Source organism: Nocardia yamanashiensis NBRC 100130 (assembly GCF_001613325.1).
Taxonomy (GTDB): Bacteria; Actinomycetota; Actinomycetes; order Mycobacteriales; family Mycobacteriaceae; genus Nocardia; species Nocardia yamanashiensis.
The window spans coordinates 20,127-44,003 of sequence record NZ_BDCD01000002.1; the positions used below are offsets into that span (position 1 = coordinate 20,127).

Here is a 23,877-nt window from a genome sequence, read left to right on the forward strand (position 1 = left end):
TGGCAGCGTGAATCTGAGCAAGGGTGCCAATGTGCCGGTTGCCGCCGCTGCTGTGCGGGCGGTGCTCGCGTGGTCGGGTGGGCCGGGGGTGCCGGGGATCGATGCGTCGGCGTTGCTGCTCACCGCGTCCGGGAAGGTGCGGTCGGATGCGGATTTCGTGTTCTACAACCAGCCGGGGCATCCGGGTGGGGCGGTGCGGCATGCGGGGAAGCAGGGGACCGCTGATGCCGTGGATGTGAATCTGGCTGGGCTGGAAGCGGAGATCGACCGGGTCGCGTTGTGTGCTTCCGCCGACGGCGGGACGTTCGGGCAGGTGCCCGGGCTGCATCTGTTGTTGCTGGATGCGGCGTCGGGGGCGCAGCTGGCGCGGTTCGATATCGCCGCCGGGCCGGAGACCGCGATGCTGGGCGGTGAGTTGTACCGGCGGGGCGGGGCGTGGAAGTTCCGGGCCGTCGGGCAGGGGTGGGCCAGCGGGCTGGCCGGGCTGGCAACGGATTTCGGTATCACGGTGGACGACGCGCCTGCGGCAACGCCGGTCACGCATGCGCCGCCGCCGAGCCAACAGTCTTCGGGTGCGGGCAATATTCGCCTGACCAAAGGCGAGGAGCGCCTGCCCATCGATATGCGGAAGCGGTTGTCGCTGCGGAAGGAACAGGTCGCGGTCAGCCTGGCCAAGCAAGGGGCGCAGGGGCTGACGGCGCGAGTGATTCTGGTGCTGGACGCGTCCGGGTCGATGACGATGCTGTACGAGAAGGGCGTCATTCACCGCGTGGTGGAGCGAATGGCCGCTGTCGCCGCGCAATTGGACGAGAACGGGTCGATGCAGGCGTGGACCTTCGCCAGCAATCCCGCCCGGCTGCCGGACCTGACCATCGCCGAGCTCCCGCAGTGGATGCAGCTGCACGTCCGCTGCGGTCAGCTGAAGCTGCTGCCGGGGCGCGCCCGCAATCTGCAGCCGGGGCAGGTGGATATGCGTCAGGTGGGCATCCAGAACGAGGAGCAGAAGGTGATCCAGGAGGTGCGCGGGTACGTGCACGCCACACCGCAGCGGTCCGCGACGCTGGTGCTGTTCTTCTCCGACGGCGGCGTCTACAAGAACCGGGAGATCGAACAGCAATTGCGGGCCGCGGTCGAGGAGCCGATCTTCTGGCAGTTCATCGGACTCGGCAGCCGCAACGGGTACGGGGTGCTGGAACAGCTCGACACCATGGCGGGCCGCCGCGTCGACAATGTCGGCTTCTTCGCCGTCGACGACATCGACACGGTCAGCGACGCCGAGTTGTACGACCGCCTGCTCTCGGAATTCCCGTCCTATGTGCGGGCCGCGGGGCAGGCGGGCATCCTGCGCTGAGCGCCGGGCTCAGAGCTCCAGGCGCATGGCCGTGCGCGGCCAGCGATCCAGGCCCAGTTCGGCTTCGTGCACGCGGATCTTGTGCAGATCCGGGGTGAGTGCGTCGTCGGCGAGCCGCCGGAACCCCAGACGCTCGTAATACGGTGCGTTCCACGGCACTTCGACGAACGTGGTGAGCGACAGCGCGGGCAGCCCGGCGGCGCGGGCGCGGTCCGCGAGGTGCTCGATCAGCGCCCGCCCCAGCCCGCGATGGGCGGCGTCCGGATGCACCGACACCTGGGCGATGTGCTCGGTGTCATCGGCGGGCTCGCTCACCAGATACGCCAGGGGCGTGTCGTTTTCATCGACGCTGACCCAGGCCCGGCCCGCACGCCGGTACTCCTCGAGCCGTTCCAGACTCGGCGGTTCATCGTCGGCGATTTCGAGCATGCCGATGGCGCGGAACGGTTCGCCGGCGGCGACCTCGATGTCCTGCAGGGCGGTCAGATCCTCGGCGGTGGCGGCACGAATGCGCATGGGCTGACGGTAGCGCTCCACTACCCGCCGCGGCTTGCTATTTTGCCGCGCGATTCGCGCCGGCGGGCTCGGCGTCCGTCCGGGCGCGATTGGCGGCCTCGATGACGGCGTCCAGCAGTCCGGGCAGGGCGCGGCGGACATCCTCGGCGCGCAGCGAGACGTAGGTATTGCCGTCGGTGGTGAAGCGGGAGGTGATCCCGGCCTCGCGCAGGATCTTGAAATGATGGGCGGCGGTGGACTTGCTCACCGAGTCGTAGAGCGAGGAACAGCGCTGCGGCCCCTCGGCGGCGTCGAGCCGGCGCACCATCTCCAGCCGGACCGGGTCCTGCAGGGCGGCCAGCACGGCGGGCAGCGGAGCCACTTCGGGCAGCGCATCCCCGGTGGCGGCCTGGGCGGCGGCCGGATCGGTCATGACTTACCTCACTCGACTAGTGGTTTGACGATCATCGAACCTGGCGTAGGGTCAGGTTCGATAACAGTCAAACTTACCTGATGGAGGATGGGATGGCAGCGCCTGTGGCAGTCGCGGCTGAATCCGAGCAGGGCACCCAGACCTGGGCCTACGCGCTGGTGCTGGTCGCCAGCGGCGTGGCGCTCGGCGTCTCCGGCGCGCCCGCTCCGCTCTACGGGCTCTACCAGCAGGCGTGGCATTTCTCGCCGCTCACCACCACTTTCGTCTTCGCCGTCTACGCGGTGGCGGCGCTCGGCGCGGTGCTGGTGTCCGGCCGCATCTCCGATGTGGTGGGCCGGAAGCCGGTGCTGCTCGGCGCTTTCGCGATCATGATCGCCGGCCTGGTGGTGTTCCTGCTCGCCGACAATGTGGCCATGCTGCTGCTGGCCCGCGCCCTGCACGGCGCGGCGGTCGGCGCGACCGTGGTGGCCGGGGCGGCGGCGCTGCTGGACCTGCGGCCGGCGCACGGCGCGCGCTCGGGGCAGCTGTCCGGCGTGGCCTTCAATGTCGGTATGGCCGTGGCGATCCTGGGCTCGGCGGTGCTGGCACAGTACGCGCCGCATCCGCTGCGCACGCCGTACGTGGCCATCACCATCGCCTGCCTGGCCATCGCGGCCGGGGTGCTGCTGCTGCGCGAACCGCACACCGCGCGGGTGCGGGCCCGCATCACCATCGCCAAACCGGCTGTGCCGCACGAGATCCGCAGCGACTTCTGGTTCTCCGCGCTCGGCGTGATGGCGGCCTGGTCGGTGCTGGGCGTGCTGCTGTCGCTGTATCCGTCGCTGGCCGCGCAGGAGACCGGCATCCACAATCTGGTCTTCGGCGGTGCGGTGGTGGCCGCGACCGCGACGGCGGGCGCGTTCGCGCAGGCGTTCGCGGGCGGCATTCCGGCGCGCCGGGCCGCCATCATCGGCGATGTGGGCATGGCGGCCGCGCTGGTGCTGACCCTGCCCGCGCTCGCCACCGGCAACTGGGTGGTGGTGCTGATCGCGGGGCTGGCGCTCGGCGCGACCTTCGGCCTCGGCTTCGGCGGCTCCATCCGGCACCTGTCCAATGTTGTGCCGCAACACAAGCGCGGCGAGACCATGTCGGCCTACTACCTGCTCGCCTACACGGCATTGGCGCTGCCGACGGTCGTTGCGGGCTGGGCGGCCACCACCTGGGGCCTGACCACGGTATTCCCCTGGTTCGTGATCGCCGTGGCGGTGGCGTGCCTGATCGCCGCCGGACTGGGCCTGCGCCGCAAGGCCACCGCCTGACCTCCTCGGCCACGCGGTCGGATGGCGAGGCGGCCTCCCGGGCGCGTCGCGGTGTGGCGATCGGCGAGTTGCAGTGAAAGTCCTTGTACGCAGGGAAAATACGTGCATGCGATGCGCTGGCGGCCCGCTGTCGCTATCCTTCCGCTATGCGTGTGGGGAGGTTCGGCTCGACGCTGAACCGTAGGCTCGAGCGGTCGGCGTTGTTGCTGTCGGTGCTGGCGGCGGTGCTCGGTGGGTTGGTCGTCGGGGCGCTCACCTGGTGGGGGCTGTGGCGACTATTGGGTGCCCGGGCGGAAACGCCGAATCAGCTGGACCTCACCAAGATCGCGCTATGGGTGACCGCGGGCGTCGGCGGCGCGGTGGCGCTGGTGGTGGCCTACCGGCGGCAGCGCGACACCGAACGCGGGCGGTTCGCGGAACTGTTCGGCGCGGCCGCCCGGCAACTCGGCGACCCGGATGTGGCGGTGCGTGTCGCCGGGGTCTACGCCATGGCCGGTGTGGCGGACGAGTTCTCGGTGCGCTCGCGGCGGCAGCAGTGCGTGGACGTGCTGTGCGGCTACCTACGCCTGCCCTATCTGCCCGAGGAGGGCGCCAGCCATCTGAGCTCCAAATCGCAGCGGGTGGAGGACTCCGGCACCGCCGTCGAACGCATCTACCACTACCGCCAGAACGACCGGCAGGTCCGCGACACCATCGTCCGGGTGATCGGCGCCAGACTTCGGCCCAGCGCCGAAATCTCCTGGTCCGACTGTGATTTCGACTTCTCCGACGTACTCTTCGAAGACGCCGACTTCCACGAAGCTGTCTTCACCGGCCGCGTCACCCGCTTCGCGGGCGCCCAGTTCATCGGCATCCGCGGCACCAGCTTCGAACGCACCCGCTTCCTCGGCGACCGGACTTCCTTCCAGGGCGCGGTCTTCCGCAATGCCACCACCTTCGAAGCCGCCCATTTCGCCGGAGCCCGCACCGAATTCGTCCGCGCCAACTTCAACGGTGAACGCACCACTTTCGCCAATGCCAAGCTCACCGCCGACCTGACCTCGTTCGAATCCGCGCTCTTCGACGGCGAGCGCATCACCTTCACCGGCGCCGAATTCCTGGGCATCCGAATCACTTTCACCGGTGCCCGCTTCTACGCCGGATCCAGTTCCTTCGACTGTGCGCATCTGGGCGCGCCCGCCCGCTGGCGTTCCGGCCGCACCTTGGAAGCCAATTTCTCCCGCGCCGACTACCACGGCAAGGTCTCCTTCGCCGATGTGGTGTTCAGCGGCCGTTCGGTGAGTTTCACCGGCAGCGACTTCTTCGGCGACATCTCCTTCCGCCGTGTCTCCTTCGATGCCCGCACGATCAGCTTCGAACGCCCGCGCGCCTGGGTCGGCATCCAATTCGACTGGGATGCCTCGCCTTCCACCAAGCCCGCCAATATCGAACCGACGGCCTGGCCGCCCGTCCCCGCCGAAACCGCGCCCGAGCTGACCGGCTGATCAGCGCGCCGGGAACCGGATGATCCGGTCGTCACCCGCCCGCTCGTCCCCGCGCCCGTCGGTATTGGAGGTGGTCAGCCACAGCGCCCCGTCGGGTGCGATGGCGACCGTGCGCAGCCGCCCGTACCGATCCGCCAGCAGCGCTCGCGGATTCCCGGTCGCGCCCGCCCGCAACGGCACCGTCCACAGCCGTTCCCCGCGCAACGCCGCCATGTACAGCGTGTCCCCGGCGATCGCGATCCCCGACGGCGACCCCGCCACCGGATTCCCCGGCGCCGCAGCGCCATCCGGCGTCAAGCGCAGTATCTTCCCGTTCGGATCCGCGAAATCCTGTGATCGATTGCCCTGCCCCGCATCCCCGGTCCCCGCGTACAGCATTCCGTCCGGCCCGAACGCGATCCGCCCGCCATCGTGAATCGAGCCCTTGGCGATCCCGCTGAACACCACCTCCGGCTGCCCGTCCAACCGGAACCGCACGATCCGATTGTCCTGCGCCGTCGTGAAATACGCGTAGACGAGCCCGTCCCGCGCATACTCCGGCGATACCGCCAGCCCCAGCAATCCCGCCTCCCCGGTCGCCTCCACCCCCGGCACCCGATACACCTGCTCGACCCCGCTCCCCGGCGAAACCCGCAGCACCACACCGGAATCCCGTTCCGCCACCAGCGCCCGCCCGTCCGGCAGGAACGCCAGCCCCCACGGCGTCGTGATCCCCTGTGCCACTTGCTCTCCGGCATTGAAATCCGGTTCGCGGCCCGGTGTACTGGGTGCGGTGAAAGTGGCGACCGGTGTGGATTCCTCGCCCGCACACGCCGCCGTCACCCCCAGCAGGAGCAGCAGCACCGTCACGACCCGGACCGACGCAGTACGCATCCCTCCATCCTGCGCGCCCCGCGCGCGTTCGACAGATGGGATTCGTTCTGCTGTCGCCTTCCCCGTCTAAGGTGCAATAGCTCGCAAAGGTAACGAGGTAGGGGTTCGTCGGTGGGGTGGCAGTACGTGCACTGGGGCGTCGTCGGGGTGGCGATCGCACTGCTGATCTTGGCCGTGCTGGCGGCGGGCGGAGCCGTGCTGCGCAAGCAGCGCATCTGGACCGTGCTGGTCACCGTGCTGGCCGTGCCGGGCTGGCTCGGGCTGGCCGGGGGACTGCTGCCCGCCGTGGAAGGCATCGCGGGCGACACGATCGCCGGCACCGCCGTCGCGCCCCCTCCGGGTCTCGTCCAAGCGGGCCTGCCGCTTCCTTCCACCAGCGCCAAACCCGCGCCGCCGGACCCGTTGTCGCTGCTCAAACCCGGCGACTGTGTCTCGGTCCCGATGGAACGCACCACCGATGCCACCGGTGCGCCCACCTGGAAGGCCAGCACCCCCGAACCCGCCGATTGCACTGCGCTGGAAGCCAATTACCGCGTCGAGCAGACCGGCCCCGACGCCTGCACCGGCAATCTCTACAAACTGGAGTCGAGCCGCAAGGACCGCAGCGGCAAGCTGGTCTACCACTTGTGCATGGCCTTCGACTGGCGCGTCGGCGTCTGCTACGACACCACGCACATGGACGAACCGTCCAAGGTCGACTGCAATACCTCCGGCCGGCACATCGTGCAGGCGACCGCCGTCCTGACCGACACCGTCGACGGCAGCCGCTGCCCGCGCGACGGCCGCGGCGCGGTCTGGGTGGTGTGGGACAAACGGCGCATGACCGTGTGTTTCCGCGGCGGCGACGATCCCGGGCGCTGAAAGACGCCGAGCCCGCCCCCGGGTCGATGGAGTAGCGTCGGGCGCATGAGGATTCGTGGTGCTGTCCTGGAGCGAATCGGGGCCGAAACCCCCTTCGCCACGTCGAAGCCGATCACCGTCAGCGAACTGGACCTGGGCGAACCCGGTCCCGGCGAGCTGCTGGTGCGTATCGAAGCGGCCGGACTGTGCCATTCGGATCTGTCCGTGGTGGACGGCAATCGGGTGCGCCCCGTGCCCATGCTGCTCGGTCACGAGGCGGCCGGCATCGTCGAAGCGGTGGGGGAGGGCGACAACGATCTCGAGGTCGGCCAGCGCGTGGTGATGACGTTCCTGCCGCGCTGCGGTGAATGCGCGGGCTGTATGAGCGAAGGCCGCACCCCGTGCCTGCCGGGCAGCCTGGCCAACAATGCGGGCGAATTGCTCAGCGGCGGTAGGCGATTGCTGCGTGACGGTTCGGAGGTGCACCATCACCTGGGCGTCTCCGGGTTCGCCACGCACGCGGTGGTGGATCGCCGTTCGGTGGTCCCGGTCGATGCCGATGTCCCGCCGGACGTGGCGGCGGTGCTCGGCTGCGCGGTGCTGACCGGCGGTGGGGCGCTGCTGAACTCGGCGAAACCCGGTCCGGCCGATCGCATCATGGTGGTGGGTCTGGGCGGTGTCGGCATGGCCGCCGTGCTGGTCGCCGCTGCTCTCCGCGCGGGCACCGGTCGCGAGGTCATCGCCGTCGACACCGTGCCCGAGAAGATCAAAGCCGCTCTCGAATTGGGCGCGACCTCGGCCTACACGCCCGCCGAAGTGGCCGAGCAGGGCATCCTCGCCGAGGTCGTCATCGAAGCGGCGGGCAATGTGCGCGCCTTCGAAACCGCGGTGGCCGCCACCGCGCCCGGCGGCACCACCGTCACCGTCGGCCTGCCCGCCCCCGACGCCCGCGCGAGCATCTCACCGCTGGGCCTGGTCGCGCAGGGTCGGGCCATCATCGGCAGCTATCTGGGATCGGCGGTCCCGTCGCGCGATATCCCGCAGTACGTGGAGATGTGGCGCGAGGGCCGCCTGCCCGTGGAGCGGCTGGTGTCCTCGCGAATCCGCCTGGAGGACATCAATTCCGCCATGGACGAGCTGGCCGCAGGGCATGCCCTGCGGCAGGTCATCATGTTCGACTGATCACTTCACCTGCAGCGTGACGGTCTTCGTGGCCGTCTGGGCGGGCAGCTTGGTGGTGTCGACCAGCAGGATCTCGCCGCTGTCCTGCACGCCGTTCGGCAGGGTCTTGGCCTTGAGGGTGAAGGGCGGCTGCTCGCCGTTCGCACCCTCGAGCCCGAAGTCGGAGTCGTTGGCGATGTACAGCGTCTTGCCGCCGTCCACCGTCGCGACGCCTTCGACCTTGTCGTGGCCGAAGAACTTGCCGTCGGCGTTCAGCGTGGCCAGCAGCGCGCTCAGATCGAGATTGGACTTCTTGGTGACCGGGGTGATCCCGGCCTTCTTCAGCGCGGCCACGCCGTCGGCGGTCGGCACCGCGCCCACATACGCCTCGAGCGGCTTGCCGTCGACCAGCAGCCCCTTGTCGGCGTCGTAGGTCGCGCCCGGAACCTGCGCCTGCGGGCCGATATCGGTGGCCCCCGAGATATCGATGGTCCACAGCTTCTTGTTGGACTTCGGGGCCTTGTTGCCGTCGCGCTCGTCCACCACGAACGTGGTGTTGCTCAGCGCGGTGATCTCGGAGACGGCGAGCTTCTCCTTCGGATCCTCCAGCGGGTACGCGAATTCCTTCACCGCGCGGGTCTTCAGATCCACCGTCACGATGCGGGTCATCGGCACCTCACGCGCGGAGGCGACGCCCGGCAGGTTCAGCCCGCTCTGCACGATGCCGACCAGCGTGCTGCCGTCCGGCGTGACCGTCAGCCCTTCCATACCCTGATTGGGGGTGCGCGCCGAGATCTCCTTCGGCAGTCCGCGACCCGGCGCGAGCCGCTCCAGCTCGGTGCCCTTGGCATCGAAATGCACCAGGAACGGGCCGTATTCGTCGGACACCCAGAAGGTGCCGTCGGCCAGCGCGACCAGGCCCTCACTGTCGATGCCGTGGTCGGTCGGCGGCAGCACATTGCCGTTGAGATCCTTGATGGTCTCCCCGGTCGGCGCGGAGGAGTCGACCAGCCCGTTGAACGGCTGCCCCGCCGGATTCTTCAGCGTGATGGTCGATTCCAGCACCGCCTTGTTGCCCACCAGCTTGAACTTGGCGATGGCCGGGGTGAAATCCGGTATGACGGAAAGCTTCTCGTTCTTGCCCTTGCCGTCCACGTTCGGCCCGCGGTCGGTCATGCCGTAGAACTCGTCCTTGCTGCCGGGCACCGGGGTGAAGGCCGAGCCGAACGCGCTGCCCAGCACGGTGACTCCGCCGAAGTCGCCGAGCGGCTTGATATCGGTGGTGTACAGCCGTACCGCATCGGTGGTGGTGACCTTGATGGAATCCGCGCCGGTGTACCCGGCGGCCGGGGTGTACACCACCGAGCCGTCGGTGCGCCGGGTGATCTTCCCGTGCTCGGGATCGGCGATGGCCACCGCCGCGCTGCCGCCCGTCTTGGCCAGCAGGTCGTCCAGCGAGATCACCAGCGGCTGGTCCTTGGTCGCGGTGAAATCGGCGGAGGAATCGGAAGAGCAGGCGGACAGCACGGACGCGCACGCGGCGGCGACGGCGAGTGCGCAGGTGGTGGTACGACGAATTCTCACCAGCGATGCCTACCGCCCGGATCCGACGCTCAGTTGTCCGGCAGCTGAACAATCGCTCGCCGCACTATGAACCAGCTCACCGCGTTTGCTCGACGCCAGGTCAACGGGCTCGGACAGGGTGGCGGGGCGACCCGATAGGCTCTCGGGGTATCCGTGACGAAGTAGGTGAGGAGACCAGGTGACCACGAACCGGATCCGGGTGGGTGTGCTCGGAGCGCGCGGCAAGGTCGGGCAGGCGATCTGCGCGGGTGTCGAAGCGGCGCCGGATCTCGAACTGGTGGCCCAGGTCGACAAGGACGACTCGCTCGAGGCGTTCACCGAATCCGGCACGGAGGTCGTCGTCGACTTCACCCATCCCGATGTGGTCATGCCGAACCTGAAGTGGCTGGTGGAGAACGGCATCCATGCGGTCGTCGGCACCACCGGGTTCGACGCCGAACGCCTGGACCAGGTCCGCGGCTGGCTGGCGGCCTCGCCCGAGACCGGCGTGCTGATCGCCCCGAACTTCGCCATCGGCGCGGTGCTGTCCATGCGTTTCGCCGAGCAGGCGGCGCGCTGGTTCGAATCGGTCGAGGTCATCGAGCTGCATCACCCCAACAAGGCCGACGCGCCCTCCGGCACCGCCTACCGCACCGCCGGGATCATCGCCGCCGCCCGTGAGAAGGCCGGCGTGGGCCGCAGCCCGGACGCCACCAGCACCGAACTCGAAGGTGCGCGCGGGGCCGACGTGGACGGCGTCCGTGTCCACTCGGTGCGTCTGGCCGGTCTGGTCGCCCATCAGGAAGTCCTGTTCGGTACCCAGGGCGAGACGCTCACCATCCGCCACGACTCCATCGACCGCACCTCGTTCGTGCCCGGCGTGGTCCTCGGCGTTCGTAAGACTCCGCACCGTCCCGGCCTCACGGTCGGCATCGACGCGCTGCTGGACCTGTGAGCGCGCCCGCCGAGAACAACGGCCGCGAGGTGGCGAAGCGGGTCGGCTTCATCGCGGCCCTGGTCCTCGTGCTGGCCTTCTACTTCGTGATTCTCGGGCGGATGGCGTTCAGCCTGATCTCCGATGGGTCCGTCCCTGCGGCTGTGCTCGGCGTCGGCATTCTCATTCTTCCGGCTGTCGGGGTCTGGGTGGTCTACAGCAGTGTGCGGGCTGCGTTCGCTCATCAGCATCTGGCTCGGCGGATTCATGAGGAGGGGCTGGAGCTCGATATCTCGGATCTGCCTCGGCGGCCTTCTGGGCGGATCGAGAAGGGTGCTGCGGATGAGCTTTTCGAGAAGGTGAAGTTGGAGTTCGAGGCTGATCCGGGGAATTGGCGGTCGTCTTATCGGGCTGCTCGGGCTTATGACTATGCGGGGGATCGGACTCGGGCTCGGGAGATGATGAAGCGGGCGGTGGAGTTGGAGCGTCAGGAGCGGGGGTGACGGTTCGTGGGTGGGTGCGGAGAGCAAAAGATCAAAAGATTAAAAGCCGGAAGTGTGGTTGCGTCGTGTGCCCTGCCGGGCTTTAGCTCACGCGACTTGGGAGCCTCTACCTGCGGTTTTCGACGGTAGTGGCTGCACGCATCACCTTTTAGAGATTTTCCCGGTTCCGGGATTTCCGGGTTCCGGGATTTTCCCGATTCCGGGAATTTCAGGATCTCGGGATGAAGGGGCGGGGGTGGGAGCGCGCCAAGGCGCGTTCCATCATTTCTCCGGCGTGGTGTCGGTGATTGACCTTCGGTGTCCCGGTGGGGTCGATGTGGGCAGGGGCTATCCAACCTGTTCGTCCGGGGTAGCGTGAATCTTTCGGCATCACAACGGTTTTCCAGCCGCCGGGTCCGTCATGGATCAGGGCGTGACAACGATCGCAAGCCAATGTCAGGTTGTCCAGGTCGGTCTTGCCGCCTTTGGACCATTCGGTGACGTGGTGGACAGCGGTCATCGAAGCGGGAGCATCGCACCCGGGGCGGGTGCAGCCCTTCTCGGCGGCGATGAGCGCCATCCGCTGCGCGGAGCTGGCCAGGCGGCGAGAACGCCCGAGGTACAACGGCATTCCCGCCTGATCCATCACGGCCAGGAATTGCGGCCCCTTCACGGCCGCAAGCTTGACCGCCTGCGCGACCGGAACGGTACCTCCGGTGGCAGTGGTCGCCACACCGGCGACGGCTTCGAGCTGCTCCACACTCATCGTGATCACGGTGGCTACAGGCAATCCGCGGTGACTACCGAGCCCGTCCAGCGACACGCTCGAACCCAAAAGCGCCAGCAGCGCATCATGATTGCGCTGTCCGCTGGTGCGAGTGTCTCGCGCCGCAGCAGCATCCAGCACCGCCCGATCCACAGTCCCGTCGGCATCCGCGGCAGTCGGGCTTTCCGGATCGGCAGGATTGCACATACCCGGCCGCGCGTACTTCGCCAGCACAGGTTCGAGCAGAGCCCGGAGCTCGGGAACGATTTCCCCTTTGAGCGTGGACATCCCGTCGACGCGCTGCTTGCCCAGCGTCAGATCCCGCACCCGCGCGCGATCACGCTCGTCGCTCAGCGTGCCGTCGGGATCAAGCCGCGCCAGAATGGCCTCGCCGATCTTCGGCAGATCATCAGGCGACCCGCCGGACCGAGCATGCGCGACCAGAATCCCTTCGGCCTCACCCCTGGCCCCCACGGGCGCGGCGGCCGGAATCCGGTTGAGCACCTTAACGATTCCCCGCACCTGATCCCCCGAGATGTCTCCCTCAGCCTGCGCAGCAGCAGCAACGGGCAACAACGGCTCCCGCTCGACCCCATGCATATCCCGAAACACCCCGACATGCGTGGCCGCATTGACCCGCGCTTTCGCCTCCGCACGCGACAGCGTCAGCGTCTCAGCAAGAAACCCCGCAGTATTGGCACATCCAGCCCGCGCAGGCATAGACCGATCCGAAACCTCGATAGTCAACCGATGCCCCACAGCTTCGAGCCGCCGCTTGGAAGCCTCGATACTCTTCAACACCGCGGTGATTTCACCGTCAGTGAGCGTATTCAACGATGCGGTCAACAGGGAAGCCGCCGCGTCGGCGAAGTCCGCCACCGCGTCGATGAATTCCCCCTGCGTCCCCATGCCTCTATTTTACGTACGAGCTCCACAGAGGTATATGTGAATCACAAAGTGATACAACCCTTTTCAACCACAACCGATCTTGAAATCTTTGAATCTCTTATTTCGAAAAGGTGATGCGTGCAGCCACCACCGTCGAAGACCGCAGGTCGAGGCTCCCAAGTCGCGTGAGCTAAGGCCCGGCAGGGCAGGCGACGCAACCACACTTCCATCTTTTTTCTTTTGTCTTCGACCGCGGCCCGAAACCAGTCAAGGTTCCGGGCCGCAAATCCTGCACCACAAGCTGTTTCAGCCAGCCGGATGCACCTTCCGCCAATGCTCGGCGATATCGACGCGGCGGGTCAACCACACCTTTTCATGAGATTGAACGTAGTCGAGGAAACGCTCGAGAGACTTGGCGCGGGCAGGCTTCCCGACGATTCGGCAGTGGAGGCCGACCGAAAGCATTTTGGGAGAGCCGGATTCGCCTTCGGCGTAGAGGACGTCGAACGCGTCCTTCAGGTAGGTGAAGAACTCCTCGCCGTTGGCGAAGCCGGCGGGGGAGGAGAAGCGCATGTCGTTGGTTTCGAGGGTGTAGGGAAGGACCAGATGGTCCCTGTCGCCTACCTTGACCCAATACGGAAGGTCGTCGGCGTAAGAGTCGGAGTCGTAGGTGAAGCCGCCGTGCTCTACAACCAATTCTCGGGTTTGCGGCGAGTCACGACCCGTGTACCAGCCTTTCGGGGCCTCACCGAAGAGCCGGGTGATGATGCCCACCGCCTCTTCCATGTGCTTGCGCTCGGTGGCGGCGTCCACCGACTGGTAGGAGATCCAGCGGAGGCCGTGGCAGGCGATTTCATGGCCCAGACGCTTGAAGGCGGCTACGGCTTCGGGGTTTCGCTCCAAGGCGCGGGCTACGCCGAAGATGGTGAGGGGGATGTCGCGCTCTTCGAAGAGGCGCAGGACTCGCCACAGGCCGGCGCGGGAGCCGTATTCGTAGATGGATTCCATCGACATGTGGCGGTCGGGGAAAGCCGCCGCGGGGACGATGTCGGAGAGGAAGGTTTCCGAGGCCGGGTCGCCGTCGAGGACGTTGTTCTCGCCGCCTTCTTCGTAGTTGAGGACGAAGTTGACGGCGATATTGGCGTCACCGGGCCAGTGCGGGTGCGGCGGGTTGGGGCCGTAGCCCACCATGTCCCGGGGGTAGGTGAGGTCGAAGTCGCTCATGGGAGATCACGCTTCCTGGGCTGCGCGCAGGCGGTCGCGGGCCGCGTCGGTGAGGGTGCCGATGACGCGCAGGCGGGCCAAGCCGCCGTCGGGGTAGGCGTCGAGGCGGACCTGGACGACGGGGGAGTCGACGGAGATGCCGAAGCGATGGCGGGTGTCCGGTTGCAGGACGGTGCGGGGGAGTAGCTCGACCTCGGTGCCGTCGGCGCGAATTCCGGTGAGGGAGGCGGCGCCCGGGCTGTTGAACAGGAAGTAGGAGGTGTCGATCTCGACCATGTTCAGGACACCCTCTTCGACGAGCTGGACCAGCACCCAGTCGTTGGTGTTCTTGTCGCGGCCGCGAGCGGTTTCCCAGCCGTCGCCCATGACGCGGGCGCGGCCGGGCATGAGGACGTTCTGCGGATGCGAGTAGAAGCGGTTCGAGCAGTCGGCGACCAGGCCGCCGTTCTCCAGCGCCGCCAGATCGAACGGGCCCGAATCGAGCAGGCGCAGATCGGGTTTCGCCACCCCGTGCACGCGCAGCCGAGCCACGCCGCCGTCGGGGAACATGCGCAGGCGGACGTGGGTCCAGCGCTTGCCGGAATCGACACCGAAGGGGTTCTTGGAATCGCCCTCGACCTTGGCCCGATCGACGATGGTGGTCCAGCCATCGAGGGCGACCAGCTCCTCGACCGACGGATACCCTTCCACCGCAATGGCTTCCACCGACACCTCGGGCGGGTAATTGCCCTTGAACCACGCGGTGTCCACCACCACGCCCTTGATCACACCGGGCACGCCCAGCCGCACGATGGCGGTGTCGCAGTCGTCGTCGGCGGGAAACGCGCCAACCTCCCCACGGCGGCGGCGGGTCTCCCACCCGTCGTACACCTGGCCCTTGTGCCCGAAGGTGGCGGGCGAGTACTCCGATTCCTCGGGGCGGATCAGGTTCTCCTTCTCGGCGAAGGATTCGTCATTGGCCCACACCACCGCGCCCCCGAGGGTGCGGACGGCCAGGTCGGGAAGCAGCGTGAAATCGACGTCGCTCATAGCGCCGGAATCTTCCTTTCTCGCAATTGATGCAATACCTCGACGGTGGCTTTGGGGGCGAGGGCGGTGACCTCGTCGGATCCGAACGCACCGCAATCCAATCCGCGCAGCACCACGGTGGCGAGGGCTTGCGCGGTGGCGGGTTCGTCCATGACCGCGCCGCCCTGGCGATCCAGGTAGCGGCTGATGCGCGGCGCGGCGACGCCCAGCGCGTTGCGGAAGAAGTTGAAGGTGGCCAGCCAGCGGGTGACCAGATGCCCGGCGCCCATATCCCAGCCCTGGTAGTAGCCGCGTTCCAGGGAGCGGGTGACGAGGTGGAAGTGCCGCGAGATCGCCGCCCGCACTTCGGTTTCGGTGCCGATGGGCAGTACCTGGGTGGACCCGTCGCACACCCACACCCCGGTCTGCGCGGCGGCGGCCTGCATGACGGCCTTGGCGTGATCGGCCACCGGATGCTCCAGCGACTGGAACTGCGGCGAGATCCCGCACGCGGCGCTGTAATCGTAAGTCCCGTAATGCAATCCGGTGCAGCGTCCGGCTGACCGGTGAATCGCCTGGGCGACCGGCGCGCTTCCGTCGGCGGCGATGACGGCCTGCGGGCTCTCGATCTGCAGCTCGAACTTCAGCGAACCGGCGGCGAGCCCGTGCGCGGATTCCATTGCGTCACACAGCTCGACCGCGATATCCACCTGCGAGATATGCCGGATCTTCGGCACCGTGAACACGAACCCGTCCGGGACCCCGCCCGCGCCTTCGAGGACCTTCTCCAGCGTCCGCACGGCCCGCGCCCATTCGAGCGTGGTGAGCCCCTTCATCCGGATGCCGCGCGAGATCACCTCGGCCGGCAGCGCTTTCAACGCCGCCCCGGCCCGCAAAGCATCGGCGTCCTCGACCTCGTCCCCGCGCGTCCCGTACCCGTCCTCGAAGTCGAAGCGCAGATCCTGAATCGGCCGCTCCCGCAGCACATGCAGCACCCGCCACACCACTTCGGTCCCGGCCAGCTCGCCCAGCAGCTCCCGATGCGTCTCGGCGAGCTCCACCGCCGCCGCACCCCACACCGCGGGCATGTCCGGCGCGGCATCGGCACCGCTGATGTACGCGGTGTGGATCGGCTGCCCGGGCCGGTCACCCGGATAGTCCCGCGCCAGTTCCGCGTCCACGCCGGTCAGCCGAGTTCCCAACCCGGCCAGCACATCCGGTGACAATGTCACGCCCGATCCTCCTGCTCGTCGATCCCGAATCCGGTCAGCAATCCCACGTACCGTTTGGGCAGCGGAGCCGCGAACTCCCCGCGCCCGGACTTGCGCAAGCCCATGGTCACCAGCGATTGCACGGTCAGCGTGGCGGCGGCGACCCCGTCCACCACCGGCACCCCGACCTCCTCGGTCAAGTATTCGCACAGATCCGCCATGCCCGCGCACCCCAGCACGATGGCATCGGAATTGTCGGCGTGCACGGCGTCGCGGCAGGCGTCGGCGATGACCCGGCGCGCCTTGGGGTCCTCCAGCTCCAGCACCGGGATCTCGCAGGCGTGCACGCCCGCGCAGAACCGTTGCATCCCATAGCGTTCCGCGAGATCGTGGGCCCGCCCGGCGGTGCGGGCCAGGGTGGTCACCACGCTGAACGACCGCCCCAGATGGCTGGCCGCGTACATGGCCGCCTCCGCGATCCCGATGACCGGCCCGCGCGCCAGTTCCCGCGCCGCGTCCAGCCCGGGATCGCCGAAGCATGCGATCACGTAGCCGTCCACGCCCGCCGCCTCACCCGCGGCGATCTCGGCGAGCAGCCCGGGCACGGCGAGCGCCTCGTCGTAATGGCTCTCGATGGACGCCGGCCCCATGCTCGGCGTGATCCCCTCGATCAGCACCCCCGGCGCGGCGACCGATTTCGCGCATTCCTCGATCACCGCGGTCATGGCGGCGGTGGTGTTCGGGTTGATGACTCGAATTCGCATGTTCCTCACCGATTTCCGGCGACGGACAGCTTCAGCGGTCCGCGCGTGGCCAGCAGGTAATAGCAGATCAGTCCCAGCCCGCAGCCGATGAACCAGCTGTACTGCGCGGCGGTGTACATACCGGTCAAGGTGCCGGATGTCATGACGGGGAAGACCGCGGCGGCCGCGCCGATCACCGTGGCGAGCACGGCGGCCGGGTTGTAACCCTTGCGGTACCAGTAGCTTCCGCGCTCGCTCATGGTGAACAGGTCGTCCACGATGATCTTCTGCTTGCGCACCAGGTAGTAGTCGGCGATGAGCACGCCGAACAGCGGACCGATGAACGCGCCGAGGGTTTCCAGCGTGTAGTGGATGACGTCGGGGTTGTTGTACATGTTCCACGGCGTGATCACCACGGACCCGACGGCGGCGATCATGCCGCCCATCCGCCAGCTGATCTTCTGCGGGTTCACGTTCGAGAAGTCGAAGGCGGGCGAGATGAAGTTGGCGACGATATTGATGCCGATGGTCGCGATGGTGAAGGTCAACGCTCCCAGCACGATCGCGAAGGTGTTGTCGATGCGCGCGACGGTCTCCACCGGATCGGTGATCAGCTCCCCGTACACCGGAATGGTCAGCGACGCCGTCACCACCACCAGCAGCGAGAACACCAGGAAGTTCACCGGCAGCCCGAGCAGATTGCCCCGCTTGACCGCGGCGAAGGACTTGCCGTAGCGGGAGAAGTCACCGAAGTTCAGCATCGGCCCGGAGAAGTACGACACCACCAGCGCGATGGCGCCCAGCATGACCGGCACCGCCGACCAGCCGCTCAGCGTGGCCTGGCCCAGGTTCAGGTCGATGGCGCTCCAGCCGGCCTTCCAGATCAGGTAGCCGCACAGCACGAACATGACCACGTACACCGCGGGCCCGCAGAAGTCGATGAACTTGCGGATCGATTCCATGCCCCGCCAGAACACCGCCGCCTGCAGCACCCACAGCAGCAGGTAGCTGGCCCAGCCCAGCGCCGACAGTCCGAGGAAGCCGTAGTCGCCGACCACCGCGTACTTGCCCAGGCTCGGGAACAGCTTGATCAGCACCACATCGAGGGCCGCCGAGGCCAGGAAGGTCTGAATGCCGTACCAGGCCACCGCGATCAGGCCGCGGATGATGGCGGGCACGTTCGCGCCGAGCACGCCGAACGAGCTGCGGCACATGACCGGATACGGAACTCCGGTCACCTGCGACGGCTTGGCGACGAGATTGCACAGCCCGTACACGATGGTGATGCCCACGACCAGAGCGATGAGCACCTGCCAGGAGTGCAGGCCGAGCGCGAAGAGACTGCCCGCGGTTACATACCCGCCGACGCTGTGCACGTCGGACATCCAGAACGCGAAGATGTTGTAGGTGCCCCAGGTCTGCTTGCGCAGCGGGGCCAGGTCTTCGTTCGTGAGCCGGGGATCGTAATCCGGCGCGTTGGTCGCCGGCAGCGCTGCCGACGGCGCAACGGTTTCGGTCATCTCGCACATCCGATCTCGTCGGGTCCCGGTCATCGGAACCACAGGTGTGCGCGACGCTATCGAGTCGGTATTGCCCGGATATTGCTGAAACTATATATCTTTTACATCGTCAGGTTCCGCAAAAAGTCCGGTATCGGTAGGTAGGCGCGACACTACTCCGTTCAACCGCAGGTGGTGCTCATCGGTTGCCGACAGCAGCGCTTCGGCGTCGCGGGCGAGGAAGGCGGCCAGCTGCTTGGAGTGGTCGGCGTGCAGCACGATGCGGTCCGCGGTGCTGGCGTGCACCATCGGCTGCACGGGTTCGGTGATGTTCCAGGCGTATTCGAGCATGTGCACCACGCGCGCCATGCCGGACGGGCGGACCAGCGCCAGATGGAAGTTGCGGGTCTCGCGGTGATAGGCGAGCGCGTTCTCGGTCAGGATGGCCTGTTCGAGCAGGCCGTGGGTCTCGCGGGCCAGGTCGTGATCGGCCGCGGTGGCCCGGTCGACGGCGGCGGCGAGGGCCGCTGATTCGAGGCGTTCCCGGACCACGTACAGCTCCCGCAGCTCGCGCGTGGTCAGCAGGGTGACCTGGTATCCGAGATTGGGCTTGTGCTCGACCAGCCCTTCGCCGATCAGCGTCTGCAACGACTCGCGCACGGGGATGGCGCTCACCCCGAAACTGCGGGCCAGCTCGCCCAGCGGCATGCCGGTCCCGGGCGGCAGATTGCCTTCCATGATCAGTCGCCGCAGCTCGTTGAGGATTTCCGCCTGGTGGTAGCCGCGCCGGGCGTCCAGGGGCGGGGTCAGCGCGGGCAGGCGGGGGAGCCGGGGTCGAGAAGGCACGTGCACACGGTAGCGGTTCGCGGCCGGGGCGCAATGGGTATCCAGACCGCTGGGTTCGTTACGGTCCGGCCTCGTCCGGTTCGTAGCCGAGGGCCTTGAGCGAAAGCCGGTGCAGGGTGGCGCGTTCCGCCGGGGTCAGGCGGTGCAGCAGCCGATCGGTGGTCTCGGCGAGCTGTGCGTCGGTCTGCTCCCGCAGGCGGTTCCCGGCCGCGGTGATGACCAGGAAATTCCGCCGCCGGTCCGCGGGATCGCGCTGCCGGGTGACCAGGCCGGCCTTCTCCAGGCTGTCGACCAGGCGCACCACTTCGCTGCGATCGATCTCCATGGCATCGGCCATGGCCTGCTGGGAGATCTCGCCTTCATCGGCGAGATAGGTCAGCACCCAGTGTTCGCGCAGGTTGGAGTCGACTTCGCTGTGCACCTTCTTGTGCAGCTTGCCGAGCGCGTAGGTGGGAAAACGCAGCAGGCCCCGGGGGTGGTACTCGCGGTCCTCGATCACCTGTTGATTCTACCTATTGTTGAGCTACTCAATCATTGTTAAGCTCAGCAATTGTAGTGCTCAACAACAACTGAAGGAGGGGTCCGATGTCGCGGACGCGCACGGACGACGCAACCCCCATCGCTCCGAATCCACCCGCCGACTCCGGCAAGATCCCCGCCCACGTCTGGCGCACCGCGGGCGTCGTCGTCTTCGGCGCGGTCATGGGCATGCTGGACACCTCGCTGGTGAATATCGGCCTGCACACCATCGGGGCCGACCTGCACGCCTCGCTCGCCACGATTCAATGGGTGGCCAGCGGTTATCTACTGGCCCTGGGCGTTTCGCTCACCATCGTCGGCTGGCTGGCCCGGCGCGTCGGGGTGGGGCGGCTGTGGCTGCTGGCGCTGGCCGCCTTCACCGTGGTCTCGGCGGCGTGCGCCTTCGCGCCGACCGCGAATTGGCTTATCGCACTGCGGATTCTGCAGGGCCTGGCCGCGGGGCTGATGATCCCGGCGGGGCAGACCATCCTCGGTCAGGCGGCCGGACCGCAGCGCATGGGCCGGGTGATGGGCGTGGTCGGCATCGCGGTGGTGGGCGCGCCCGCCATCGGCCCGACCATCGGCGGGCTCATGCTCGCGCACTGGAGCTGGGAATGGCTGTTCCTGATCAATATCCCGTTCGGGCTGATCGGCCTGGCGCTGGGCCTGCGGTATCTGCCGCTGGACCGGGGCACGGCCACGCAGCCGCTGGACGTGCTCGGGCTGGTGCTGGCCGGCGGCGGGGTGTCGGCGGTGGTGTACGGGCTCTCGGAGATCGGTGAGAAGGGTTCCGCCGCAGCGCTTTCGGTGTGGCTGCCGATCGTGCTCGGCCTCGCCGGTATGGCCGGATTCGTGGTGCGCGGCCTGCGCATGAGCGCTCCGCTGCTGGAGCTGCGGCTGTTCGCCAATCGCGCCTTCGCCACCGCGAACACCGCCGGATTCTTCGCGGGCGGTTCCATGTTCGGCGCGATGGTCCTGCTGCCCTTGTACTTCCAGGTCCTGCACGGCGACGGCCTGATCCGGACCGGGGTGGAGCTGATCGCGTTCGGCGCGGGCGGCGTGATCATGCTGCCGCTGGGCGGGCGGCTGTCCGACCGGTTCGGCGGCGGCCGGGTAGCCATCGCCGGAAATCTGCTGGTGGCGTTGGCTTTCCTGCCGTTCGCGCTGCTGCCCGTGAACGCGAACGTGCTGCTGGTGGAGGTGCTGCTGTTGCTGGCGGGGATGGCGACCGGCGTGGCCGCCATGCCGCTCGTCTCGGCCGCCTACGCCTCGGTGCGGCGCGAGCAGCTGCCCGACGCCACCGCGTTCGTGAATATCGTGCAGCGCATCGGCGGTGCGGTGGGCGTCGCGGGCATCGCGGTGATCCTGTCCCGCGCAACGGCTTCGGGCTGGGCTCCGGTATCGGGCTACCAGCTGGCCTTCGCCGGGATCACCGGGCTGTCGCTGCTCGCGGCGGTGCTGTCGGTGCTGCTCAGGAACGCGTCCGCGCGGTGAGATCGTCCAGCAGGATCATCACCTCGCCGGAGGTCTTGACCACTTCGGTGAGGCGGAGGGTGAAGCCGGTCAGGGTGGCGTCGGTGATCGGGTCGGCGGGCTGCGCGCCGATCCGCTTCCATTCCGGATCGCAGGACACCTTGCCCAGCAACAGCTCCCGGGTCTGCCCGGCGGTATCGCGCAGGTGCGCGTAGACCGAGAGCGCGGCGTGCGGTGAACGGATCCACAGGTTCACCGCCGCCAGCTCACCGGCGATCGGGTAGTCCGCGCCCGCGGTGCGGACGAGTTCCACCTCGAAATCGTCCGTGGCCGAACGCACCAGCAGCACCAGAGCCCGGATGTCACGCCCGGCAACACCATCCGCGTAGACTCCGGGCTCCTTGTTCGGCGCGCCCTCCACGAAAGTGGTGAGATGCGTGCGGGCCGCGCCCGCTCCGCTCACCTCCCACTCGTCCTTCTTCTCGAAGTCGTCCAGTAGTACTTCGAACGGCTCGTCCGACATCCTCGGCCATCCCTTCATCCCGCAGGTCACCGGAGTCGTCCGGTGTCCCCGAAACCCTACAAGCCGACGGATTCCGTTGTGGCGCTGTGCGCGCCTGGCTCAGACCTCGAGTTCCTCTTCGATGGTCTTGAGCCGGTGCCGGGCCAGCGCCAGGTTCGCGCGGTCCCGGTCCAGGGCCAAGTAGAGGAACAGGCCCTTGGACTTGCGCCCGGTCATGGGGCGGATGATGTGGTACTGGCTGGAGAGGGTGATGAGAATGTCCTCGATGGTCTCGCCCAGCGCGAGCTGTTCGATGGTGCGCATCTTGGCGCGCACCACTTCGGTATTGCCGGCGGCGGCGACCTGCAGGTCGAGCTGCTTGGAGCTGCCGAGCATCCCCAGCGCCATGCCGCTGTTGTAGTCGACGACGGCCGCGCCTATGGAGCCGTCTATCACCATCATGTCCTTGAGTGCGATATCCATGCTGGACATGCGTTTTCCTTTCATTCGGTTTTCGTTGCCGGGTCCTTGGTGCCGTTCTTGGCGGTGACGGCCAGATGGTCGGCGATGGCGCGGGCCACCGGGCGCGACTCCAGATGCAGACGGCCGATATTGATCTCGGGTTCGGCGAGCACGGTCAGCGAGGTCCAGCCCGCCGCGTAGATGACCACGTGGCCGCCGGTGCCGCGCACCACCACCTCGTGGAAGCCGCCGCCGTGCGCGGTGACGGTGAGCCGGTGCGAGAGGGACAGATGCGCGGCCGTCATGGCGGCCATGGCGGTCGGTTCGATATGGGTGGGCAGATCGTGCGCGATGAGCAGTCCGTCATTGGACGCCACCAGCGATCCGGTCACCTGGGGTACCCGCTCACGCAGGGCCTTCAGCTCCGCCAGCACCTGCGTATTCGTTTCGGGCATCGGCACCTTGGTCAACCTTCCCATCAGATCGCCGAGCTTCTTCTTCCGCGTGATCACGCGAGCTCCTTCAAAGCCGCACGCAGGCGGACGAGTATGTCCCGGTCCACCGGTTCCCACAGCTCCGGCACCGGCAGCGGCGCGGGCGGCGCGACGGCGGTCGCTTGTCCACGGCGGCGGCGGGGCAGCGGTACCGGACCGGTGACGGCGGGGGCGACCACCGGTTCGGTGATCACCGAGTCGGTCATCACGACCGGGGTGTGCGGGGCGGGCGGTTCGATCAGGCCCGCCGCGGTCAGTTCGCGGACCGCCACCAGGCAGCCGTAGGCGGTGCGGCCCAGGTCCTGAGCGATCGCGGTGATGCTGCGGCGCGCGTCGGCGGCGGCGAGGATCTCGGCCTGCCCGCCGGTGAGCACCACGCGGCGGCATCGGGTGCGGCGGACCGGGACCACCGGGGCCCGGTCCACCAGGCTCGCGGACCAGGGGCCGGGATCGCCGCGCCGGGCGCATTCGTGGATCAGGGCCCGGGGCGGAACCTGGCAGACCCCGGCCAGCCAGTGCGGGGGCGCGGGCTGGAATTCCGCGAGCGACGGGGCCGACAGCAGGAAGTAGGCGGCGTCGAAGATCGACAGCACCGCAAGGGCTTCCAGGCGCGGCCGTTCCAGCACGTGTCCCGGATCGCCGAGGCCGGCGCGCTGCCAGTCCGCGGCGGTCGCCACCCCGGCCTCGATCACCATGCGATCCAGGCCGGGGGTGCGGCGGCAATCCGCACCGGCGACGACGCCCTCGATGAGGTGGAAGGCGCCGTCGCCGGTCCGCAGGACTCCGGTTAGCCGTTCGGATTCCAGCCGGGCCAGTTCGGCCGCCAGCTCACCGCGCATGCCGGCCCTCAGCAAATTCGACGGGCCCGCCAGCAAATTCCGCAAGAATGGTGCGGAGCTGGAATCTGGCGAGGGCCAGATTTCCGCCGTCCTCGTCGCAGAGGACATGAACGAACAGTCGTCCGTCGAAGTCACCGTCGATCAAATTCAACAGGTGATAACCACGCGGGCCGCACACGATGATCTCGGTGATCTCGTCCCCGTCCACCCCGCTGGCCAGCGCCGGGCAGGCCAGCACGGCGCGCACGACATCCGTTGTGGCAGCGGCGTCTTCATCCGGATCCACCAGTTCGTGCCGACCGGTCGCCGCTATCGCCAGGCCACTCGCGCCATCTACCAGTGTCACGCTGCGGGCGCCGGGAATTTCCCCGATGCGTTTCAAGCAGCCGTCAATACCGAGCACCACGCCACCACTTGTTCAATGTAGGTCCTTCGAGCAAGCCCGACGCTACACACGCTTCATGATCAATGTGCGGCGTTTGCCCGAGA

General features: G+C 67.8%; 25 protein-coding genes. 8 read left to right on the plus strand and 17 right to left on the minus strand.

Annotated features, from left to right (window positions below; translation table 11 throughout):
• The first annotated feature begins 7 nt into the window (after positions 1-7).
• Positions 8-1,351, plus strand: a complete 1,344-nt coding sequence (locus tag NY1_RS00160; RefSeq protein ID WP_169815283.1) for a VWA domain-containing protein — start codon at positions 8-10, stop codon at positions 1,349-1,351.
• Positions 1,352-1,360: 9 nt separating this feature from the next.
• Here the strand turns inward: NY1_RS00160 and NY1_RS00165 are convergent, their stop codons facing one another.
• Positions 1,361-1,867: a GNAT family N-acetyltransferase gene (locus NY1_RS00165; protein WP_067707688.1), complete on the minus strand. Its 507-nt coding sequence runs from the start codon at positions 1,865-1,867 to the stop codon at positions 1,361-1,363.
• 37 nt (positions 1,868-1,904) lie between these two features.
• Positions 1,905-2,279: an ArsR/SmtB family transcription factor gene (locus tag NY1_RS00170; RefSeq protein ID WP_067706373.1), complete on the minus strand. Its 375-nt coding sequence runs from the start codon at positions 2,277-2,279 to the stop codon at positions 1,905-1,907.
• A gap of 92 nt (positions 2,280-2,371) precedes the next feature.
• Between NY1_RS00170 and NY1_RS00175 the strand changes: the two genes are divergently transcribed.
• Together NY1_RS00175 and NY1_RS00180 are read left to right on the plus strand one after the other, a co-directional pair.
• A complete protein-coding gene (locus NY1_RS00175; protein ID WP_067706376.1) occupies positions 2,372-3,577 on the plus strand; it encodes an MFS transporter in 1,206 nt (401 codons plus the stop codon).
• Between the two features lie 146 nt (positions 3,578-3,723).
• Complete coding sequence (locus NY1_RS00180) at positions 3,724-5,061, plus strand: pentapeptide repeat-containing protein (protein ID WP_067706379.1); 1,338 nt, start codon at positions 3,724-3,726, stop codon at positions 5,059-5,061.
• On the opposite strand, the gene NY1_RS00185 is transcribed toward NY1_RS00180, so the two are convergent.
• A complete protein-coding gene (locus tag NY1_RS00185) occupies positions 5,062-5,934 on the minus strand; it encodes a PQQ-dependent sugar dehydrogenase (RefSeq protein ID WP_067706382.1) in 873 nt (290 codons plus the stop codon).
• A gap of 111 nt (positions 5,935-6,045) precedes the next feature.
• On the opposite strand from NY1_RS00185, the gene NY1_RS00190 reads away from it, so the two are divergent.
• Positions 6,046-6,795 carry a hypothetical protein gene (locus tag NY1_RS00190; protein ID WP_067706385.1) on the plus strand — a complete coding sequence of 250 codons (750 nt, stop codon included), beginning with the start codon at positions 6,046-6,048 and terminating at the stop codon, positions 6,793-6,795.
• A 45-nt stretch (positions 6,796-6,840) separates the two neighbouring features.
• Entirely contained in the window at positions 6,841-7,956 is a 1,116-nt protein-coding gene (locus tag NY1_RS00195; RefSeq protein WP_067706389.1) for an alcohol dehydrogenase catalytic domain-containing protein, read from the plus strand.
• On the opposite strand, the gene NY1_RS00200 is transcribed toward NY1_RS00195, so the two are convergent.
• Positions 7,957-9,519, minus strand: coding sequence for an esterase-like activity of phytase family protein (locus NY1_RS00200; protein ID WP_084534482.1), 1,563 nt, complete (start codon positions 9,517-9,519; stop codon positions 7,957-7,959).
• Positions 9,520-9,712: 193 nt separating this feature from the next.
• Here NY1_RS00200 and dapB point away from each other — a divergent pair, with 193 nt between their 5' ends.
• A complete protein-coding gene (gene dapB, locus NY1_RS00205; protein WP_233041449.1) occupies positions 9,713-10,453 on the plus strand; it encodes a 4-hydroxy-tetrahydrodipicolinate reductase in 741 nt (246 codons plus the stop codon).
• Positions 10,450-10,935, plus strand: a complete 486-nt coding sequence (locus tag NY1_RS00210) for a hypothetical protein (RefSeq protein WP_233434148.1) — start codon at positions 10,450-10,452, stop codon at positions 10,933-10,935. The genes dapB and NY1_RS00210 overlap by 4 nt, the downstream gene beginning before the upstream one ends.
• A gap of 208 nt (positions 10,936-11,143) precedes the next feature.
• Here the strand turns inward: NY1_RS00210 and NY1_RS00215 are convergent, their stop codons facing one another.
• The 8 genes from NY1_RS00215 to NY1_RS00250 all read right to left on the minus strand — a co-directional run bounded on the left by NY1_RS00215 (position 11,144) and on the right by NY1_RS00250 (position 19,598).
• Positions 11,144-12,589: an HNH endonuclease signature motif containing protein gene (locus NY1_RS00215; RefSeq protein WP_067706391.1), complete on the minus strand. Its 1,446-nt coding sequence runs from the start codon at positions 12,587-12,589 to the stop codon at positions 11,144-11,146.
• Positions 12,590-12,874: 285 nt separating this feature from the next.
• Entirely contained in the window at positions 12,875-13,792 is a 918-nt protein-coding gene (puuE, locus tag NY1_RS00220; protein WP_067706394.1) for an allantoinase PuuE, read from the minus strand.
• Positions 13,793-13,798: 6 nt separating this feature from the next.
• Positions 13,799-14,821: an allantoicase gene (gene alc, locus NY1_RS00225; RefSeq protein WP_067706397.1), complete on the minus strand. Its 1,023-nt coding sequence runs from the start codon at positions 14,819-14,821 to the stop codon at positions 13,799-13,801.
• On the minus strand, positions 14,818-16,032 hold the full coding sequence (locus tag NY1_RS00230; protein ID WP_067706400.1) for a DUF6986 family protein: 1,215 nt from the start codon (positions 16,030-16,032) through the stop codon (positions 14,818-14,820). The genes alc and NY1_RS00230 overlap by 4 nt, the downstream gene beginning before the upstream one ends.
• On the minus strand, positions 16,029-16,775 hold the full coding sequence (locus tag NY1_RS00235) for an aspartate/glutamate racemase family protein (protein ID WP_067706403.1): 747 nt from the start codon (positions 16,773-16,775) through the stop codon (positions 16,029-16,031). Before NY1_RS00235 ends, NY1_RS00230 begins: the two co-directional genes overlap by 4 nt.
• Before the next feature lie 5 nt (positions 16,776-16,780).
• Positions 16,781-18,274, minus strand: a complete 1,494-nt coding sequence (locus NY1_RS00240; protein WP_067706406.1) for an NCS1 family nucleobase:cation symporter-1 — start codon at positions 18,272-18,274, stop codon at positions 16,781-16,783.
• Between the two features lie 90 nt (positions 18,275-18,364).
• On the minus strand, positions 18,365-19,099 hold the full coding sequence (locus NY1_RS00245) for a GntR family transcriptional regulator (protein ID WP_084534579.1): 735 nt from the start codon (positions 19,097-19,099) through the stop codon (positions 18,365-18,367).
• Between the two features lie 58 nt (positions 19,100-19,157).
• Positions 19,158-19,598, minus strand: coding sequence for a MarR family winged helix-turn-helix transcriptional regulator (locus tag NY1_RS00250; RefSeq protein WP_067706408.1), 441 nt, complete (start codon positions 19,596-19,598; stop codon positions 19,158-19,160).
• An 86-nt stretch (positions 19,599-19,684) separates the two neighbouring features.
• Between NY1_RS00250 and NY1_RS00255 the strand changes: the two genes are divergently transcribed.
• Positions 19,685-21,112 carry a DHA2 family efflux MFS transporter permease subunit gene (locus tag NY1_RS00255; RefSeq protein ID WP_067706412.1) on the plus strand — a complete coding sequence of 476 codons (1,428 nt, stop codon included), beginning with the start codon at positions 19,685-19,687 and terminating at the stop codon, positions 21,110-21,112.
• Here the strand turns inward: NY1_RS00255 and NY1_RS00260 are convergent.
• The 5 genes from NY1_RS00260 to NY1_RS00280 all read right to left on the minus strand — a co-directional run bounded on the left by NY1_RS00260 (position 21,090) and on the right by NY1_RS00280 (position 23,794).
• The gene (locus tag NY1_RS00260; protein WP_067706415.1) at positions 21,090-21,614 is read right to left on the minus strand and encodes a hypothetical protein; all 525 of its coding nucleotides are present in this window, start codon (positions 21,612-21,614) and stop codon (positions 21,090-21,092) included. The genes NY1_RS00255 and NY1_RS00260 overlap by 23 nt on opposite strands.
• A 99-nt stretch (positions 21,615-21,713) precedes the next feature.
• Positions 21,714-22,085 (minus strand): hypothetical protein, encoded by a 372-nt coding sequence (locus NY1_RS00265; RefSeq protein WP_067706418.1) that lies wholly within the window; start codon positions 22,083-22,085, stop codon positions 21,714-21,716.
• A gap of 11 nt (positions 22,086-22,096) precedes the next feature.
• The gene (locus NY1_RS00270; RefSeq protein ID WP_233037729.1) at positions 22,097-22,567 is read right to left on the minus strand and encodes a roadblock/LC7 domain-containing protein; all 471 of its coding nucleotides are present in this window, start codon (positions 22,565-22,567) and stop codon (positions 22,097-22,099) included.
• Positions 22,564-23,388 carry a hypothetical protein gene (locus NY1_RS00275; protein WP_157575161.1) on the minus strand — a complete coding sequence of 275 codons (825 nt, stop codon included), beginning with the start codon at positions 23,386-23,388 and terminating at the stop codon, positions 22,564-22,566. The genes NY1_RS00270 and NY1_RS00275 overlap by 4 nt, the downstream gene beginning before the upstream one ends.
• Positions 23,378-23,794: a roadblock/LC7 domain-containing protein gene (locus tag NY1_RS00280; protein WP_233037733.1), complete on the minus strand. Its 417-nt coding sequence runs from the start codon at positions 23,792-23,794 to the stop codon at positions 23,378-23,380. Before NY1_RS00280 ends, NY1_RS00275 begins: the two co-directional genes overlap by 11 nt.
• Between the last annotated feature and the right edge of the window lie 83 nt (positions 23,795-23,877).